Source organism: Streptomyces sp. NPDC030893, assembly GCF_055571535.1.
In genome coordinates, this window is the sequence record NZ_JBVIFC010000033.1 from 1 (window position 1) to 17927 (window position 17927).

Genomic DNA, 17927 nt, shown 5'->3' on the forward strand with positions numbered 1-17927 from the left:
GGGAACGACGCGACGACATCCACGAAGCATTCCTCGGCCTCGCCGTCTGCCTGATCACCCACCGCCACGTCCAGCGACTTTGTTAGGACCTCTTACCCCGGACTGGTAGCGGGTGACGGGGGTGGTGCGGCCTATGCCGGAGTCGAGGACGTTGCACTTGGCGGCCGTCGGCGCGTCACCCCACGGGTACGAGCGGCCCTTGGAGCCGCGGGCCGCCTTCTCCTACTGCGTGCTCGTCGGAAGCGCCTTACCGGCCCACGCGGCGTAGGCGAACCGCATCATGCCAGGTCACCCAGACCACGGGGTGGTCGCAGATGCTGTCCGGTCACCGCCCCTCCGGCCAATGCTGCGGGGCCCGGTGACCGGTGGCGCGAACGTACCGAGCGTAGTCCGCGTTCGTGGTGGGGTGGACGTCGATGAGGTAGGTATCCGTCCAGGTCGGCTTGTTGTCCGGACCAGAGAGGAAGATGCCCTCTTCCACGGGCACCATGAGCTTCCCGTCGATGGGGCCCTTGCTGTAACGGACTTCACGGCGGAGCAGTTGCTCGGCGCGGGCATCGTGCTCGGCTGCCGCCTGCGCGGGTCTGTCGACCCCACCGGCAAGGGACAGGCCCGCTGGACCATGCGCTGGAAGACCGCACTGAACGCCTTCGACATCACCTTCGACGGCTGCCTGACGGCGGCCCGCCAGTAACCCCAACCACCCTGGTTACACCGCTCGTTTGGCTCTGTTCCGTAGTCGGTGGTGACGGAGGGTGTGGTCAGCCGCGGAACGGGTCAGGCTCCGGGAGGCGTTCGGCTGGACCGTGACGCAGATGGGCCAGGCCAACGACGTCCGCCGCGAGACGGTGTGGACCTGGGAATCGGACCCGCCCCGCACACCGCGCGGCGAGAAGGGGCAGCGGTACGCCAGGATCCTCGCCTACTTCGCCGGCGAGCTCGCTCGCGTTGGTGCAGAGGGTGGCTCGGCCGCCTTGGAACCCGAGCCCGAAGGCGAGCCCGAGTCAGCGCCGGATGCGCTCGCCGCGGAGGCGACTCCTCTCGAGTTCGAGTTCGACATCGAGGACCCTCCCGAGCTCTCCTGGCCGTACACCGAGCCCGCCCCGGCCCGCGCGGAGACGGCGGTACCCGAGTTCGACGAGCCCGGCTCCTGGACCGACCTGCCGGAGGGCGTCACCCGGCTGTGCGTCCGCTGCGGGCACCCGGCGTCCAGCGTCGTGGACGGCCAGCCCCGCCACGTGTACCTCCAGGCCATGGCCGCCATGGGCATGCCCCGCTGCGGCACCTGGCCCACCACGCAAGCCGAGCCCGCCTCCGCCCCGCGCGCCGAGACGGCGCCCACGTCCGCCGTGGCCGCACCCGCGGCACCGGCGGTCACCGCCCCGGTGGCTGCCCCGGCGCCGGCGCTCCCGGCCGCCGCTGCACCTGCCGCCCGTCCGCCGGCCGCGCCGCGCCGCCCGGCCACCGCTCCGGCCTCCCGCCGTACAAAGCGCACGGCGAAGAAGCCGGCCGAGAAGCCGGTGCCGCCGGAGTACGCCGACGGCCCGCTGGCCGTCCTCGACATGACCGACGGCGCCCTGACCGCGCACCTCGCCGACGGCCGCACCGTTCCGTGCCCGGCCAAGACCCTCCAGGCCCTGGCCGCCTGGGCACTGGACAAGCGGAAGATCCGCCTGGGCGCGGCCAAGGTCCACGACAACGGCTTCGACCAGGACCCGCTGATCATCCTCGCCGAGAGCGCCGTCGCCCACTTCGGCCTGCCCACCAACCTCGCGGACCAGGAAGACCTCCGCCTGCCGGCCGACCACAAGGCCCTCAAGAGCCTCACCAAGGCCGGATGGGAACTCACCAAGGCCGGGTTCGGGCCCTGGCCGCGGATCCTTAAGCGCCTCGACGGCAAGCGCCACTGCATCCAGCTCTTCCTCACCCCCCTGGGGCGCCTTGGAGAACCGCGTCTGGGGCCAGGCCGGCGAGCTGCCCGCGAGCGACCTCGCCCGCATGCTCGGCACCTACGCCCGCCTGGTCATCACCCCCCGCGGCACCGTCGCCGTCACCGGCGAAGAGCTCATGACCTCGCTGCGCCCGCCGACCAAGGCCAAGTGGAGCCAGGACGAGGGCAAGTACGTCTCGGCCAAGGTGCCCCACACGCTCCACACCCTCGTCGACCCCGCCCCGCCCGAGGCCCCCACGAACACCCCGTCGTCGCCGCCGACTACCCGGAGGAAGGCTCCCGGCCCGCCAGCGAGGCCCTCGACGAGGAAGCGTGCATCTGGGTCCGCCCCGCCGACCTGATCACCGACGCCGAGCGGGCGTGCACCCACGTCGCCGCCCTGGACGTGCAGGTCGCCTTCCTCGCGGCATGCCGCCGGCTCCACGTCGGCACCGGCCCCGCCATCCACTACCCCCGCAACCCCGACTTCGACCCCGACCTGCCCGGCTCCTGGTACCTCGACCTCTCCCACGTCGAGACCGACCCGCGCCTGCCCAGCCCCTTCACCTCCAGCGGCGAACGCCCCGACGGCCCCGGCTGGTACGCCACCCCCACCGTCGCCTACGCCGTCGAACTCGGCGCCGACGTCCGCCCGATGGAGGCGTGGGTCCGCGAGACCCACAGCCCCTACCTCCAGCCCTGGTACGACACGCTGCGCGACGCCTACCTGACCGTGATGGCCGAACGCGGCGTCACCCAGGACCTCGACGACGAGGACTTCCTCGCGGCCATGGCCGTCTACAAGGACGGCGACCCGCTGCTGGTGACCCTGGCAGGCGCAATCAAGGCCACCGCCAAGTCGGGCATCGGCAAGCTGCGCCAGCGCCCGAACATGGGCGTCGACCACGTCTTCGGCGACCCGTGGCCGGCCCTGAAGCGCCTGACGTGGCGGCCCGACATCCGTGCCATGATCCTGTCGAAGGCGCGGACCAACATGCACCGCAAGATGAACAACCTCGCCACCACGGCGGGCCGTTACCCCCTCGCGGTCAACAACGACTGCGTCGTCTACGCCATCGACGGCCTGTCGCCGCTGCCCCTCCTCCTCGGCCCCGGCGGCGAGCCGATCCGCGGCGGGTTCCGCCTCGGTGTCAACCCCGGCTCCGTCAAGCACCAGGGCTCCCAGACCATCGGCTGGGCGCTGGACCTGCTCGCCGACGGAGTGAACATCGCCAACGAGATCAAGGATGCCTCGCTGTAGGTACTTCAGAATCCGCGTCATGTTCTCGTGAGCGATGACCTTTGAATAGCACTTATGACGCGGTGCTGAGATGCCCAGCTCGGAATTGTCCGGTCTCGCTGCACCGGTCAGATCCTGGTCAGATCCAGATCGAAACGGCGTTCCCACTCGCCACTGCGAGGGCCTTGCCGTCGGCGGAGAACGCAACACGGCAGGCTTCGTATGTCTTGAGCGTGGCCTGGTAGCTCAAGGCCGAGTAGTGCCACAAGCGCATGAGGCCGTCGGAGTAACCGCAGGCGATGGTCCTGCCGTCAGGGTGGAATGCCACAGACGTCGCGCCGGGGGTGTCACGGTCGGTGGGGAGCGAGGTGATGAGGCGGTTGCCCGGTATCTCGAACAAGTGGGCCGTGCCGAAGCCGCCGTCGCCAGCGAGGGAACGGCCCGCGACGTGCTCCCCGCCGACAGCGAGCATTCTGCTGTCCGGTCGAAAAGCCAGCGAGCTGACGAACCCGGTGTCGGCGAGGACCACCGACGGGAGCCCGGGTGCGAGCTGCACGACTTGGACGGAGTCGAACCCGCCGACGGCCAGCGTCTTCCCGTCCGCGGCCAACGCCAGGCAGCTGATGTAGGGATGGCGTAAGTCGAGGTCGATGGCACCGAGCCGCCGCTGCCCGGCCACGTCGAACAGCTCCACCGCGCGGTCGGTGAGGTTACAGGCGAGCATCGGTGCGAAAGGGCTGAACGCGACCGAGCACGGTGTCAGGGCGGGGGACGACTGCCATCTGGCGATGAGATCCCGGTCCTCGACATCCCACATGAGGACAGCCCCGTGGTCGCATCCGCAGGCAAGGGTCTTCCCGTCGGGGGAGAAGGCAAGCGAGCTCAATGCCGCACAGACACCGGTGTGGCCGGTGAGCGTAGCGATGTGGGAGCGGATCCCGACGTCCCATAAGCGGACGGTGCCGTCCCGGCTGCCGCTAGCGAGTATCCGGCTGTCCGGGGCGAACGCCACCGAGTCGACCCGGTCGGTGTGACCGACGAGGCTGAAAGAGGGCTGGAGGCGCAGGGATTGGGAAGGGGCGCCGGTCGGGTCGGCGGGAACACGCCTGTACTCCTGTGACTCCAGCTCCACCGGGGCGGTCCACGATTCTGTCGTCATTCGAGCATTGTGACCGCCAATCGTCGAGTTGGTCATCGCGGCGTGTTGGCGTGCGGACCTATGTCATGATTCCGTGATCGTTCACTGTCGGCAGGGGGAGGTACTGACGTGGAGAGCGAACCGCAGGAGTGGCGCGTGGTCATCACCTCGACGTCGTCACGGTCGGCCGAGGTTGCCGAGGCGCTCCAGCGCGTCGGCTGGGAGGACAGGGGTGTCTCGCTGGCCCTCGAAAAGCCCGCGCTCCGGTTCCGCGCCACGGACCCCTCAGTGCTGGTCGCGACCATAGCCGCTGTCAGTTCGGCGCTGGTCACCTTAGTGTCCGCGCTCCTGCAGCGTGGCGCCGCCAAAGACGGCAAGCATATTGTCCTGGAATTCGACAACGTGAAGATCGACGTGCCCTCCGACATCAAGCCCGAGCAGCTAGAAAAGCTGATGGAACAGGTCAGCAGCAGACCCAACCGCATCATCCTGCCCTGAGGATGGCATCGGTGTCCGCGCTGGACGACATTGCGATCGCTTGGGAACAATGTCAGAGCGGCGACCTCTCAGGCTGTCTGCATCGGCTCCGCAGACTACCGACTCCGGCGACGCTGGACCCGGCCATCCGGGCCGGACTGGACCGGATGATCGACAACATCGCGGCGGTGCTGCCGCTCCGGCTCCAGTCCGCAGCCGGGATCGGATGCGAAGCCGCGTGCCTGGACCTCCTACACGCCATGAGCGACCGGGACCTGCTTCCCGGAGTCGTCGAATACGAGTCGCTTGGCGCAGCCCTGATGCAGGGTCTGCACGCTCCGCTCGACGAATCCGATCTGCCGGCCAAACTGGTGGCGCATGCCCGGTCACTCATGACCGGCCCAAGCAACAGCACCGGCGGGGCGATTCACTCGTGGGAAAATTCCCTGCATGCACTCGGCGAGTTCGTCACCGCGTTCCGGCCGAGGCGCCGACCCGGCCACCCGGGCAACGCCGTCACCCGTGTGCTCAGCGTGACCGCGCGCGCGTTTATCGGCGGCTACGACCAGGACAGCTACGCGACATGGCTCGGCCAAGGCGTCCGGCTGCTTGCCAACGAAACGATCAGTGACGGACCGGACCCCCGGGCAATAGTCCACCTGATCTACCACCGTTCGATCATCGATTTCCACAGCGCTCGGCTACGCGAAGACCACGACGCATGTCGCAAAGCGTTGGACACGCTCGGGAAGGTCGGCGTGGCCTGCGGGCGTGCGGGCCTGGTCGAGGAGGCATGGGCGCTGTCGGCGCGCGTCGCCTTCCTAGCCGGTCACGTTCCTTGGGACAGCCCGCAGGTATCGGTCAGCATGATCGTCGACGCGCAGATCGCCTTGCGGGACTGCAGTAACCCCCGTGTCGCACTGCTCGAGGACATCATCAACGCCGCCGCTCTGCCCCACGGCGACGACCAACCCAGGCTGAGGGAGTCAGCGCGACGCTGCTGGGGCAGCGTCCGGAACACCCTGGCCTCCGTGGGGTCACCCATGCCCGCAGCATCACGGTGGCGGGCCGCGAACGCGATGATCAGCGTGTTGGGCGATTTGCCACTGCTCTCGCTCCTGGACGATGTTCGGCACAACCAGCCCAAACAGTGGGCGAGCGCCATGCTGCCGACGTTCTTTGCACACCCCTATGAATGGCGGGACATCGACACTGGCGCGCCCGGATCGACGCATCCGATCAAAGGCGTCTCCATGACCGGCGACGGACACATCTGGCGTGTTAACACCGACGCCGCCTTCACCTCAGTCGCCCACTCCAAAGAGTTGAACTCTGCACTATGGCAGTCCCCGAGAGCCTGGGGTTCCATTGTCGGCCCCGACAACATCAGTGACGCGCTGGCTCAGAACCTGGAAAGCTACGCCACGGCGGGCCTGTTCCCGGTCATCCGCATGTTCAACAGCGTCACCCGGACCGGGGCCAACCACATCGGTTTCGGCGGGACAGAACGCGAATTCGCACAGCTGGTGGACCTGGCGTCCGGCCGACTGGAAAACGTCTACGGAGGACTCGCCGGACACTCCTTACTGCACGCCTGGCCCGACGAGATGATCTGTACCGTCGGACCCTTGACCCAGATCCCCTGGGAGTTGGCGTGGGACCGGGGCACGAGGGCGGCCAACATCTGCCTGGACCCGCGGTCGACGGGGTTCGACGCCGTGCGCATACCGGCTGTCGTCATCGGACCCGACACTCGGGTGGCGGTCTTCATCGACTCCGAGAGCCTGGACCGCGCACCGCACGAACTGGCCGGAATCGAAGCCACGCTCGGAGCGGCGTCCGTGGAGAAACACACAGACTTCGCGGCGGACCACATCGCGAAGGCCGCAGCAACCTGCGACGTGCTCCACTTCATCACACACGGCGAGCAAGCCTGGTCAGATGCGCGGAAGAACGCCATCGACCCCGATGGCCGGCGCATGACCGCCGAACAGATCGCCCGGCTCGACCTGTCCCGGGTGCAACTAGTGGTACTCAACGCCTGCGACGCCGCCGCCCCGGGGCCGCAGAGCCTGGCCGGCGACCCGACTTTCGTCGGCGCGTTCCTCGCTGCCGGCAGCAAAGCGATCATCGCGAACCTGTGGTCCGTCGAAGACCGCCTGGCAGAGACATTCTCATCCGCGCTCTACCGGGAACTCACCACGGGACGGCCGCTCACCGACGCATTCGGGAGAGCCCGGCGTCGCATGCGAACAGAGGCCGAGACTCTGATGGCATCACTGAACGCGACCGGGAGCGCTGCGTTCCTGGCCGATCCATTCAAACTGACGCTCCGCGGCCTCGGAGTGGCGACGGCTACGCAGTAACCCAGGCCGTCGGGTGTGCACGGTCCAAGGGTCAGCCTGCCTGGGGTCAATGAGACAGAACAGGAATGATCACCCTTTCGAGTGATCGAAAGTGCGTGTGACCGTTCGTACTTCAGTGCCCGTGCAACTGTCCTGCGATCAAGGTCAGTTACACGGGCACTGGGGTGGATGGTGGATATAGAGGTGTGTATTCGGCTTGCCGAGGATGAGGCGTCTGAGGGTCTCGCCTGGGGGTCGGTGCCGTTGGAGATGCTGTCCGTGGCCAAGCCGTGGCGGGCATTCCGCTGGTACATGGGGCAGAAGCACTACTCGGGTTCGTACTGGGCGAGTACGCAGGCGGATCACGTGATCTACGAGTCGCGGCTGGAGCTGGCGCGATTGCTCTACGCGGACTTCGACCGGGATGTGACCGCGATCGTGGCCCAGCTCTTCTTGCTGCGGGCCGAAGTGGACGGCGTGCTGCGCCGGCACATCCCGGACTACCTGATGGCAACCACGGCAGGCCCGCTGATCGCTGACGTCAAGCCGCGGCACCGGGCGGCCAAGCCGGAGCACGCGTTCACCTTCGCCTGGACCCGCGAGGCGGTCGAGTCCCGCGGCTGGCGCTACGAGGTGTGGAGTGAGCCGCCGGACGCCGAGTTGGCCAACGTCCGGTTCCTCGCGGGCTACCGCCGCGACTGGCTGTTCGAGCCGGACCTGACCGAGGAGATACACGACCTGGCGGTGGAGGAGGAGTCACCGCCTGAGCGGCTGTTCGACCCGGTCATCCTCGATGAAGTACGCGACCGGGTCGTGGACGGGAACACGCTGGGAGAGGCGTTCGACTGCCTGCCCGGTCGTCCGGCTCCGCTGGTCCGGGCCGGGATCCTGCACCTGCTCTGGAAGCAGCAGTGGTCGGTCGACCTGAGCGTTCCACTGAGCGCCCGCAGCGTGCTGAGGGCGGCGTCGTGAGCCGGGCCGCGGTGCGGGTGGGAGTGGGGAGCCGCTTCTCCTACGACGGCGAGGTCGTCGAGGTGGTGGAGTTCGCCGGCACGCAGGCGGGCGGCGAGGTGGTCCTCAAGGACGGCATGGGTCTGGCCGAGCAGCTCAGCGCCTTGGCCGAACAAGGCCGGGAGATCACGTTCGCTGGCCTCGGTATGCCCGCCGATGCCGTCGCCGCCCGCGTCGCTCGCTCTCGGTTCCTCTACGAAGGCGGCCACCGCTACGTCGTGCTCATGGAGGAGTCCGTCCTGCGCTTTCGCACCGCGGACCTCGAGGCGATGCGCGGGCAGCTGCGCCACCTCCTGGCCGTGATGCCGCTCGCCTCCGTCTCGCTGGGGATCATCCCGTTCACCGCGCAGCGCACCGTGTGGCCGCTGGAGGCGTTCTACGTCCACGACGACACGATGGCCGTCGTGGAGACGCTGACGGCGGAGATCAAGGTGACGCAGCCGCGCGAGCTTGCCGACTACGCCAGGGCGTTCGCCGGCCTCGCGGAGATGGCCGTCTACGGCGACGCTGCCCGCGCGCTCATCGAGGCCGCGATCGACGCCCTGGAGTGAAGTTCCGCAATTCTCCGCAACTTCGTTGAGCGCGCGGACCGCAGGTGCGTAGCGTCGATGGCACCGACGGACCACTAGCCGGAAAGGCGGGGCCTCATGCGCGTACACACCGACTCCACCGCCCCGGCCGGGAGGGCCGCGGCCTCCAGTCGCACGCCTACGGCGTCCCCTCACCGGCCCTGCTGGCCCGCGCGGACCGCGGCTTCGCCCGGTTCCTTGGCCAGCACGACGAGGACCAGGACGACGGGGCCGACGGCGGCGAGGACCCCCAGCGGTGACCGCCAGCCACCCGCACACGACGCTCCCGGCATCGAGGCCCGCCATGCACACCAGCAGCCACACGGTCCTGCACGACCCCGGCGGCCTGATCGAAGCCGGGCTCCCGCTCGATCGCGAACCGTACGAAAGCCTCGTCAAGGCCGTCCTCGCCTGGACCGACCAGGACACCCTCACCGCCCGCGACCTGGAGCAGATCGCCCTCCAGCTCACCGGCCACGCCCGCGCCGTCGCCTCCGACGTCCGCCGCCGCGCCGCCCAACTCCCCAAGGACAGCGGGCCCCGGGCGCTCGCCGACATCGTCCTGCGCGAGGCAGAAGGCCGGCTGTCCGTGCCGATCGAGGGCACCGCGCGCTGCGCCCAGAACCGCGCCCGCCTCGTCCGCGCCCTCTACGAACGCCTGGACCGCCTGGAGGCCGCGCGCGCCCCCAGGCCGGGTGACCACCCTCCGCACCCGGCGCGACCACGGGCCCGGGTGCGGAAGGCTGCACCCGCGGCAGGACTACGCGGGCGCCGGTTCCGGGCAGCGAGGCGAGCGGCGAGCGCCGGCCCTTCTCCACCGCGCGCAGCTCGTCGGGCGGCGCACGCCCGGTGGCGCGTGCAGTGGTGGACCGAGACGGCGCTGAATGCAGTGATATCGGATCCCGCTGTTCAGCGCCTCAAAGATGAGATTGACCAGATGGAAGCCTCCTTGTCGCAAGAGCTCAGCCCCAAGCGCCGGCGATCCCAGGAGCGGTACGACCGTGCGGTGAGGGGGGCGATTACGACCTGCTGATCCGGAGGTGTCCGGGAAAACATGGCAGGTGGGGGCGGGTCTGTGTCCTGGAGGTCGGGCACGACGCGGATTATCCGCACTTGGGGACCACTTCCGAAGGGCAGCCGGTGGCATGGGTGGGCACTGCTCCAGGTGACGATTGACCTGCTCGGTCGGCATGTCCGACACGCGTCACCCCAATCAGGAGATGGCCAGCCCGACCTGCGCGATCGGGAGGCTATTCGGAGAGTTGCGATATCCGGCTCCACCATTATGAAGTCATCTCATTTGTCGAGTCTGCGGTAGCAGATGAGGGTGCAGGCGATATGGACGTCCGCGGCGTGACGGCGTGGGTCAGTGCTCTGCGATTCTGTGTCGGCGGGACGTGTCCCAGGGGCGGCTCCATTCGAGTTCGTCGAGCAGCCAGTCCAGGACGTGGGCGGTGAAGCCCCAGACGTATGCGCCGTCGAGCAGGAAGCCCGGTCCTGCCCAGTGCTCGCCGTACGTCACGGTGGTGCGGTTTTCCGGGTCCACGAGGTGGCTGCGGGGCACCCAGTGCGTCGACTGGGTCTCGCGATCGTGCCAGTGCTGTGCCGGGCCGTCCTGGACGTCGTCTCCGGCCCAGGCCAGCACCGGCGTGACGACGTTCGCGCTCGCCTCCAGCGCCAGGGCGGGCAATGCGCCGAGTACGTGCCCTTGTCCAAGGGCCACGCCGGTCTCCTCGTGGCATTCCCGGATCGCGGCCGTGACGGGGGTCTCGTCCGGGTCGATGCCGCCGCCGGGGAACGCGAACTCGCCCGGGTGGTGGCTCAGTGCCCAGGAACGCCGCACGAGCAGGAACGCGACATCGTCGGCGACCGGTTTGGTCACCACCACCACGGCGCTCGCGCGCATCGTGCGATGGTGCTGCGGCGTGGCCCGAGGGAGCCCAGCCCTGCCCCACGGGCGCCGCCCGGTACATCCGATGAGACCGGATAACTGCTCCCTGGCGCTGATCGTCGCCTCCGTCATCCTTCCTCCAACTCCCGCGTCGGGGTCCTCGGTGTGTGTCGGCGCGGCCGTCGGCACTTGGGTGCCGCTCGAGCCCGCAGCTCACGGTGAGTGGAGCGCGTAGTGGTCGGCGATGAGCTCGACCGTGCGTGCCTGGGCCTGGCGTGAGTGCCCCATGACCACGAGCATCACTTCGTCGACTTCGGTGCGGGCGTGGAGTCGTTCGAGGGCCGTGGCCACCTGTGGGCCGGTGCCGTTGAGGAACCGGTGGGTGTACGTCTCGAGGATCTGCTGCTCCTGGAGGCTGGCGGGGTATGCCTCGACTTCCTCCGGGGGGAGCAGGCTGTAGGGCTTGCGCTGGAACATCCGCAGCATGGCCATCGCCGACGAGGCCGCCTGGCGTCGGGCCTCGGCGGGATCGTCGTGGGCGACCACCCCGACACTGACGAGGGTGTACGGCTCGGCCAGGACTTCCGAGGGACGGAAGCTCTCCCGGTACAGCCGCATGGCCGAGGCCACGTCGGCGTCGCCGAACTGCAGCGCGAAGGCGTAGGGGCGGCCGAGCTGGGCCGCGAGGCGGGCGGAGTAGGGCGATGAGCCCAGGATCCAGGTTTCCGGCGCGGTCTTGGGCCGGGGCACGCGGTTCTGGTCGGCCTGCCAGGGGCCGGGGACGGCGTGGACGTTCTGGTAGGGGTGGCCGTCGGGGAAGTCGTCGCCGATAAATCCGAGCAGTTCCAGGACCTGCTGAGGGAAGCCGTCGTTGGCGTTGTGGTGCCGGCGCAGCGCCGCGGCGGTCGGCAGGTCCGTGCCGGGTGCCCGTCCCAGTCCCAGGTCGATGCGTCCCGGGGCGAGCGCCTCCAGCATGCCGAACTGTTCGGCGATCACCAGCGGTGCGTGGTTGGGCAGCATGATCCCGCCCGCGCCGAGCCGGATGCGGTCCGTTTCGCCGGTCAGGCGCGCCAGCATCAGCTGCGGCGAGGAGGTCGCTGCGGCGGGCATCGCGTGGTGTTCGGACATCCAGAAGCGGTGGTACCCCCACCGCTCGGCCAGCCGGGCCAGCGCGATGACCTCGCCGAAGGCTTCCTCGACGGTCTGTCCGACGGCGGTGTGTGCGTTGTCGAGCACCGACAGGGCGAACGGTGCGGTGCCCGAAGGCGGTGCGGGGGTCATGCGACTCCTCAATTCTCACGGGAAAAAGCGCTGTTCATCGTGAGGCCCACGGTAGCAGGAGTGTCACGGAAGACTGACGCTGATACCATGAGAGTGATGTCGAAGATCCCACTCCCGCCCGCCCCCGGAGCCGACGAGCACGTCAGCCTCGCGCTGGTCAACAGCACGGCCGCCCTTCCCGGAGGGCAGCGGGCAGACGAACTGGGCAGTCCCGAGGAGGCCACCGACTGGCTCATCGGTCACGGCCTCGTACCCGACCGGACCGCCCTGCTGACCTACTGCCAAAACCAGCTCACGGGCCTGCGGGACGACCTGCGCGCCCTCCTCGCGGCCCACGTGGAAGGCGAAGCTCCCCCGCAGCGAGCCCTGGACGGTACCAACCGGGCCCTCATCAAGGTCCCCAGCGCGCCGCTGTTGCGCCACGACCCGGACGAAGGATTCCGCCGGACGCCCGAGCACCCCGTGACACAGCTCGTCGAGCACGCGATGGCCCTGATCGCCGAGGACGCCGCCACCCTGCTCACCGGCAGTGACGCCTCTCGGGTCGCCCGCTGTGAGGCGCCCCCCTGCGACCGGTTCCTGCTGCGCACCCACGCGCGCCGGCAGTGGTGCTCCACCCGCTGCGGGGACCGCGTCCGAGCAGCCCGCTCCTACGCCCGCAAGCAAAGCCGAGCTCTCACTGGATAGTTCAGGGGGATGTCCAGGTGGACCACCAGTCAACCCTGATCCCGAAACCTGGGCACGGGCCGTGCGGCTGACAGTGCCCGTACGAGCCTGCTCACCTGCGAGGGAGGCTCAGGCGGAGAGTGCGGAACCACACCTGATTTCCTGCAGTCCCGACCCCCTTCCTACTGCAAGCGGACGGGAGGTAGCCGTGCTGCGCACGCCAACGGCAGCAGAGGAGGTAGCAGTGGCCAGCTACAGCACCCACAAACAGGACGTGCTCAAACGGCTGCGACGCATCGAGGGGCAGGTCCGAGGACTGCAGAGAATGGTGGATGAAGACACCTACTGCATCGACGTCCTCACCCAGGTCGCCGCCACCACGCGAGCCCTGCAGTCCTTCGCCCCGCAGATGCTCGACGAGCACATGGACACCTGCGTCCGCACCGCCGTCGCGGAAGATCACCCCCAAGACCCCCCGGTGCGGGGCGGGTCAGCCGATGATGGCGTGGAAGAACATCACGCCCGCTGCGAAGCCGGCGCCCGCAGCGAGAGCAGCGGCCGGCAGCGAGCGCTGCGCGAGGTAGGTCAGCACGCCGGCACCGACGCCGGTGAGGACGCCGAGCAGCAGCACGATGGCGCTGCGCAGGCCGAGCAGCGGCTGACTGCCGGACTGCTGAGTGTCCTGGGCCACTGTGAACTCCGTTTCACCTGATGGGATTTCACGCTCCTGCGAGCGCTTGGTCGTGAATGCTCTAGCTCCCGGCGGTGCCTTTCCCCCCGCCCATTTGATGTGACGTGAGTCATATAAATTTCTCGCGGGTTTGGCGAGGGGAGAGGTGCGGCTGAGGCCTATGACATCCGCGAAAGGCTGGAAACGGGGCCCACGGGGGCGGCAGAGCGTAAGGGAGCGAGTGTGCCGGATGAGATGTGCCAGGGGGGCGCCCCTCAGGGCCTCTTGCAGGAGGACCAAGAGCCTGAGGAGCTCAGCACCTCGGGCCTGTTGAGCCTGGAGCACACGCTCACCGGACATGTGCAGGACGAAGCCAGCCGCTCCGCCAGCCACGCCGTCGACGCCCGCATCGTCGACATCCTGCGCGCCGACAACTTCCAGGGCCCGCGTTACGAGAAGACCACCACCCGGCTGATGGAGTACGGGTGGCGCACCATCAACAAGTGGACCGCCAGCGGCGAGATTTTCGTCCACGCCCGTCGAGCCGGCCGGCCCGTCCCTGCCCACATGACCGCGCCCGACTGGGACGCCGACGCCCGCTTTGAAGTCGCCACCGAGACCGTCGTCGCCGGCCTGGACCTCTTCCTCGAGCACGGCCTCATCCGCGGAAAATGGAACCCGAACGGCGGCGCCAGCCTCACCACCTACTTCGTCGGCGCATCCATCCGCTCCTTCCGCACCGTCTATATCCGCTGGTTCCGTGGCATGCAGTTGGGGCAGGCTGAACTGAACCTTCCCCCCACCGACCCCGACGCAGCGCCCGGCGGCCGGGACATCCCCGATCAGCGTGCTACCGACCCCTTCTACGCCGCAGCCACCCACGACGAAATCAAGCGCATCCTCCCGTACATCACCGATACCAAGGTCCGCAGAGGACTCGCCCTGCGCGCACTGGGCTACACCCAGCAGCAGGCGGCCGCAGAGGTCGGGCTGACGGAGAAGGCGCTGGAAGGCCGTATCGGCCGGCTCCGCACCCGCATCCTCACCGACCTGGCCGAGAAGTCCGACCTCGGGGAAGGGGGAGCACGATGACCGTCCGGAAGGACGAACCCATGGACCACCTCGCTGCGACGGATGACGAATTCGACGCACTGCTCGGCGCCTCCAGCCTGGGAGCCCCGCACGTCGTCGCCGAGACCGGTGACATTCCCACCACGGCCCGGCGCCGCATGACGCAAGCTGTCCGCCAGCAGCAGAGGTCCCTCGGCATGCCCAACGGCACGCCGTGCTCGCAGCCAGACGATGAAGCCGACAACTGCCCTGAAGTGTCCACCGACGCGGAACGGACAGCGCAGGAAGACCAGCCGATACTTCACCGGCGCCCCCTCACCGTTCTCCACGGGACAAACGGCTCCGGCAAAAGCGTGATCTCTTACGCTGCCTTCGTCTGGTTGCACAGCGCATACTCCGACACGGGCCGTGGCAGCAGACGGGAACCGCCTACACAGCGATCCTGGAACGAGCCACCCACAACGAGCCTGATCCGCGCTCTGTGGCCGTCGGGCACGCCGGACGAAAGCCCCAGAGAAGTCACACCACGACACTCCATTCCTTACGGCGTTCCGGCGACCTTGCCCGGGTGGCGACACCCGTCGCTGCTCGTCGACATGGCCGCACCTGCTATCCGCAGCACCTGCGGTGAAGCACAGGTGGCTCCTTCTTTCACGCTCACATACGCGCAGACGGGACAACTGCTCTCGCCCGAGATCGGGACAACCCCTACCCTCTACGCTGCGGGCTGGGCAGGACCCGGGTGGCACAAGCAGCGACTGCGAAACCTTCGGCATCTGATCGAGCCATGGGTGCAGCCCGAAGAATCCCTGTTCAGCGTCACACCCACAGGGCTTTTCGTGTGCGCCATGCCTTCCCCGCTTCTGCACATTGCGAACTTCACCGACTTCGCATACACAGCAGTCGGCAGCGGGCTGCTCTTGCCAAAGACAGAAGGTGAACCTCGGCCTCGTCACCCAGTCCAAGAGAGCAGCAAAGACGGTCGTGACCTGAGGCAACCGACCAGGGCAGGCAGAACAAATCTGTGCCGGGCAGTGGTTGACGGGGCGCATGAACTGTCTGCGGAACTGCCTATGTCGTTCCACTTCGATGAGCGTAAGTCACTAGCACTGACATCAAGCTTGCGTACACGACTCACATACCGCGTATCTGATCCCTACGCGGTCGAGGCGCGCTTCCGTGCAGATGGCCAAGGCGAAACGGTATGGACCTTTGCCCGGGATCTGCTGAGAAACGGCCTAGAACGTAGCAGCGGGCTGGGTGACGTGATCGTGTGGCCCGATACTGGGGCACGGGGTGAACGACGCGTCTTCGTTCGCCTCTGCTCACCGGAAGGAACCGCACTGCTGTCGGCTGCGGACGCCGATCTTCGAGCTTTCCTTGACGCGGCGAGCAGCTTGGTTGCTTACGGCGCTGAGCATTCATACCTCGTACCAGCCCTGAACGCTCTGGAGACAATGATGGGAGAGCTGGCGCGTCCAGGGCGATGCGACTAGGCATCTCCGCAGAACTTCGGAGTAACGACGCCCCTTGGGGGACTGAGGGCTGCCTTCGCTAGACGACTCGTTGAAGTGGCGGTCGCCCCGAGACAGGGGCGACCGCCACTGCTTTGGGCAGGGCTCCGTGAGTCGGCTTACGGAGCTTTGACAGCGTCGGCGTGCCCGCGTGCCAGTCGCAAGCCGTCGAAGCGCGACTGGCGAGTACTGGTCACCAGAGCGCCTGCTCTCTCGCGAGCCCGATCTCTTCCCAGAACCGGGCGCCTATCCGAACGGGGACGGCGCGCGTATGCCGATAGCTGCCAGTAACGCTTTTTGGTGGGGGTGGAGTTGGTGCCAGAGGGCGGTTTGTTTGCGGGCCCAACGCTGTAGTTCGGGCGGGAGGGGCTGGCCTGCCACGCGGGCGCTGCGGTGCTGGTGGTGTTTGCGTTGCCAGGCGAAGGGCCAGGGCGGGTTCCACCAGGGGTCGAGGACGGTGAGTTCCTGCAGGGTGTGGGCGGACAGGAGACCTGCGCGGGCTTTGCGCCGTTGCTGGATGAGCCAGCGCCCCAGAGCGAAGCCGTGGTGCTGGGTGTGTGTGAACACGGCGAGGTGCCCGTGGGCGGCAGCGTAGGCGCGGGCGTGGGGGAGGCCTTCGCTCGCTGGGCAGCGGCGTGCGGTTGTAGGGGGCGGCACGGGCTCGGTGGCGGGCACGGCACCGAGGTCGGTGAGGAGTTCTCGCTGAGTGGGATGGAGACTGTCCCACAGCCTTGTCTGGGTGGTGATCCAGCGGCGCTGGGCCGCCGTCAGGGTGCCACTGGCCGTGGCGGCATACGCCCGGCGGTAAGCGCGCTGCCAGGCCAGGGGCCAGGGCGGGTTCCAGTGCGGGTCAAGGGCATCCAGCGCGGCGATCCGCGCGGGGTCGGTGCGCCCGTCAGCCACGCGGTGCCGCTGGCGCAGAAGCCAGCGGCCCAGGGGGTAGTCGTCGTGGCGGGTCCGTTCGGCCACGGCGAGGTGCCCGTGCTCGGCGGCATAGCTACGCGCGTGGGCAAACCCTCTGTCCACGCGGGCGGGCCCTTGGGCGGCTTCGGTTACGGCGCGGGCGGTTGCGGCGGTGATGCCGATGCCCGCGAGGAGGTTCTGCTGCTCGGGCTGCAGGACGTCGTGCCGGGCGCACTGCCGGAGCAGCCACGCTGTCACCTCATCCATACTCTGGCCGTGCTGCGGGCTGGGCAGCTGCAGTCGGCCTTTCTGCCATCGCTTGCGGGCCTGCTGGTAGCGCCGCTGCCAGGGATAGGGCCAGGGTGGGTTCCACCAGGGATCGAGTTCGGCCAGCAGCCGGCCACGCGGCCACACGCCCCCCGTGGCCCGAGCGTGCCGGCGGGCTTGTCGGCGCTGCTCCACCAGCCAGCGGCCCAGGGCAAACCCGTCGTGCACGTACTCGGAGGGCACTGCCAAGTGCCCGTATGCTGCGGCGAAGGAACGAGCGCTGGCCATGCCGTCCAACGCCCACAGACTGGCTGCTGCCGCCCCCGCGTCCACAGCCCGCGGCTTTCTGGTCCCGCTGCGCACTCGTGCGGCGGCGGCCCTGCTGCGCACCTTCTTGGCTTCTTCGGCCGTAATGCCGATGTCTGCCAGCAGAAGCTGCTGACCGGGATCCAGGCGCCGATAAGCGGCACACTGCTGCGACAGCCACCCGGCAAGATCCGTTTCGACTCCGGGAAAGCCATGCCCCGCGTCCAGGCTGCCCTGGCTCTCGGCCAGCCGCCGGGCCTGTGCGTAGGAGCGCTGCCATGCCAGCGGCCACGGCGGATTCCACCAGGGATCGATGGCCTCGAGTGCGCGGGAGCGTTCTGTGGGCTCCCGCATCTGCCGCGCCGTGCGGCGCTGGCGCGCAAGCCACGACCCCAGTGGATAACCCTGGTACACCGCGTCGGTGCCCGGGACTGCCAGGTGACCGTGCTCTGCGGCATAGGACCTGGCGTGCGCCAGTCCCGCCTCGAAGCCGGCCTGGATGGCGTCCCGCTGTGTGGTGTAGGGGATCTCCGCGGTTGAGTGCGCGGTTTCCGCTCCCTGGGGTGCACCGTCTGCCGGTGTCTGCTCCCTGCTCAACTGGCAGGCCACCGTGCAACTGTCCGGAGTGAACGGGCAGTTCGACCCCAG

The 17927-nt window shown here is 68.6% G+C and carries 13 protein-coding genes and 3 pseudogenes; 11 read left to right on the plus strand and 5 right to left on the minus strand.

Going from position 1 to position 17927, the window contains the following annotated elements; genetic code table 11:
- Window positions 1-406 precede the first annotated feature (406 nt).
- Window positions 407-694: a hypothetical protein gene (locus ACZ434_RS32515; RefSeq protein WP_468462333.1), complete on the plus strand. Its 288-nt coding sequence runs from the start codon at window positions 407-409 to the stop codon at window positions 692-694.
- 121 nt (window positions 695-815) lie between these two features.
- Window positions 816-3191, plus strand: coding sequence for a telomere-associated protein Tap (locus ACZ434_RS32520; protein ID WP_468462309.1), 2376 nt, complete (start codon window positions 816-818; stop codon window positions 3189-3191).
- A gap of 118 nt (window positions 3192-3309) precedes the next feature.
- On the opposite strand, the gene ACZ434_RS32525 is transcribed toward ACZ434_RS32520, so the two are convergent.
- On the minus strand, window positions 3310-4329 hold the full coding sequence (locus tag ACZ434_RS32525) for a WD40 repeat domain-containing protein (RefSeq protein WP_468462311.1): 1020 nt from the start codon (window positions 4327-4329) through the stop codon (window positions 3310-3312).
- Window positions 4330-4437: 108 nt separating this feature from the next.
- On the opposite strand from ACZ434_RS32525, the gene ACZ434_RS32530 reads away from it, so the two are divergent.
- The 4 genes and pseudogenes from ACZ434_RS32530 to ACZ434_RS32545 all read left to right on the plus strand — a co-directional run.
- The gene (locus tag ACZ434_RS32530) at window positions 4438-4806 is read left to right on the plus strand and encodes a hypothetical protein (RefSeq protein ID WP_468462313.1); all 369 of its coding nucleotides are present in this window, start codon (window positions 4438-4440) and stop codon (window positions 4804-4806) included.
- A gap of 11 nt (window positions 4807-4817) precedes the next feature.
- Complete coding sequence (locus ACZ434_RS32535; protein ID WP_468462315.1) at window positions 4818-7151, plus strand: CHAT domain-containing protein; 2334 nt, start codon at window positions 4818-4820, stop codon at window positions 7149-7151.
- 237 nt (window positions 7152-7388) lie between these two features.
- Window positions 7389-8102 (plus strand): TnsA-like heteromeric transposase endonuclease subunit, encoded by a 714-nt coding sequence (locus ACZ434_RS32540; protein WP_468462317.1) that lies wholly within the window; start codon window positions 7389-7391, stop codon window positions 8100-8102.
- Window positions 8103-8293: 191 nt separating this feature from the next.
- Window positions 8294-8692 (plus strand): annotated as a pseudogene (locus ACZ434_RS32545) (Scr1 family TA system antitoxin-like transcriptional regulator); the annotation flags it as partial.
- Window positions 8693-8862: 170 nt separating this feature from the next.
- Here ACZ434_RS32545 and ACZ434_RS32550 read toward each other — a convergent pair.
- Entirely contained in the window at window positions 8863-9003 is a 141-nt protein-coding gene (locus ACZ434_RS32550; RefSeq protein WP_468462319.1) for a hypothetical protein, read from the minus strand.
- Between the two features lie 11 nt (window positions 9004-9014).
- Between ACZ434_RS32550 and ACZ434_RS32555 the strand changes: the two are divergent.
- Window positions 9015-9395, plus strand: a pseudogene (locus tag ACZ434_RS32555) (DUF6415 family natural product biosynthesis protein); the annotation flags it as partial.
- A gap of 681 nt (window positions 9396-10076) precedes the next feature.
- Here ACZ434_RS32555 and ACZ434_RS32560 read toward each other — a convergent pair.
- Both ACZ434_RS32560 and ACZ434_RS32565 read right to left on the minus strand, forming a co-directional pair.
- Window positions 10077-10616, minus strand: coding sequence for an NUDIX hydrolase (locus tag ACZ434_RS32560; RefSeq protein WP_468462321.1), 540 nt, complete (start codon window positions 10614-10616; stop codon window positions 10077-10079).
- A gap of 198 nt (window positions 10617-10814) precedes the next feature.
- Complete coding sequence (locus ACZ434_RS32565) at window positions 10815-11882, minus strand: LLM class flavin-dependent oxidoreductase (RefSeq protein WP_468462323.1); 1068 nt, start codon at window positions 11880-11882, stop codon at window positions 10815-10817.
- A gap of 96 nt (window positions 11883-11978) precedes the next feature.
- On the opposite strand from ACZ434_RS32565, the gene ACZ434_RS32570 reads away from it, so the two are divergent.
- The 4 genes and pseudogenes from ACZ434_RS32570 to ACZ434_RS32585 all read left to right on the plus strand — a co-directional run bounded on the left by ACZ434_RS32570 (window position 11979) and on the right by ACZ434_RS32585 (window position 15785).
- Window positions 11979-12569, plus strand: a complete 591-nt coding sequence (locus ACZ434_RS32570) for a CGNR zinc finger domain-containing protein (RefSeq protein ID WP_468462325.1) — start codon at window positions 11979-11981, stop codon at window positions 12567-12569.
- Window positions 12570-12759: 190 nt separating this feature from the next.
- Window positions 12760-13017, plus strand: a pseudogene (locus ACZ434_RS32575) (metal-sensitive transcriptional regulator); the annotation flags it as partial.
- A 444-nt stretch (window positions 13018-13461) separates the two neighbouring features.
- Window positions 13462-14310: a sigma-70 RNA polymerase sigma factor region 4 domain-containing protein gene (locus ACZ434_RS32580; protein ID WP_468462327.1), complete on the plus strand. Its 849-nt coding sequence runs from the start codon at window positions 13462-13464 to the stop codon at window positions 14308-14310.
- Window positions 14311-14330: 20 nt separating this feature from the next.
- The gene (locus ACZ434_RS32585; protein WP_468462329.1) at window positions 14331-15785 is read left to right on the plus strand and encodes an SsgA family sporulation/cell division regulator; all 1455 of its coding nucleotides are present in this window, start codon (window positions 14331-14333) and stop codon (window positions 15783-15785) included.
- A gap of 264 nt (window positions 15786-16049) precedes the next feature.
- Here ACZ434_RS32585 and ACZ434_RS32590 read toward each other — a convergent pair.
- The coding region (locus ACZ434_RS32590) for a helicase associated domain-containing protein (protein WP_468462331.1) at window positions 16050-17927 on the minus strand (1878 nt) is incomplete at its 5' end.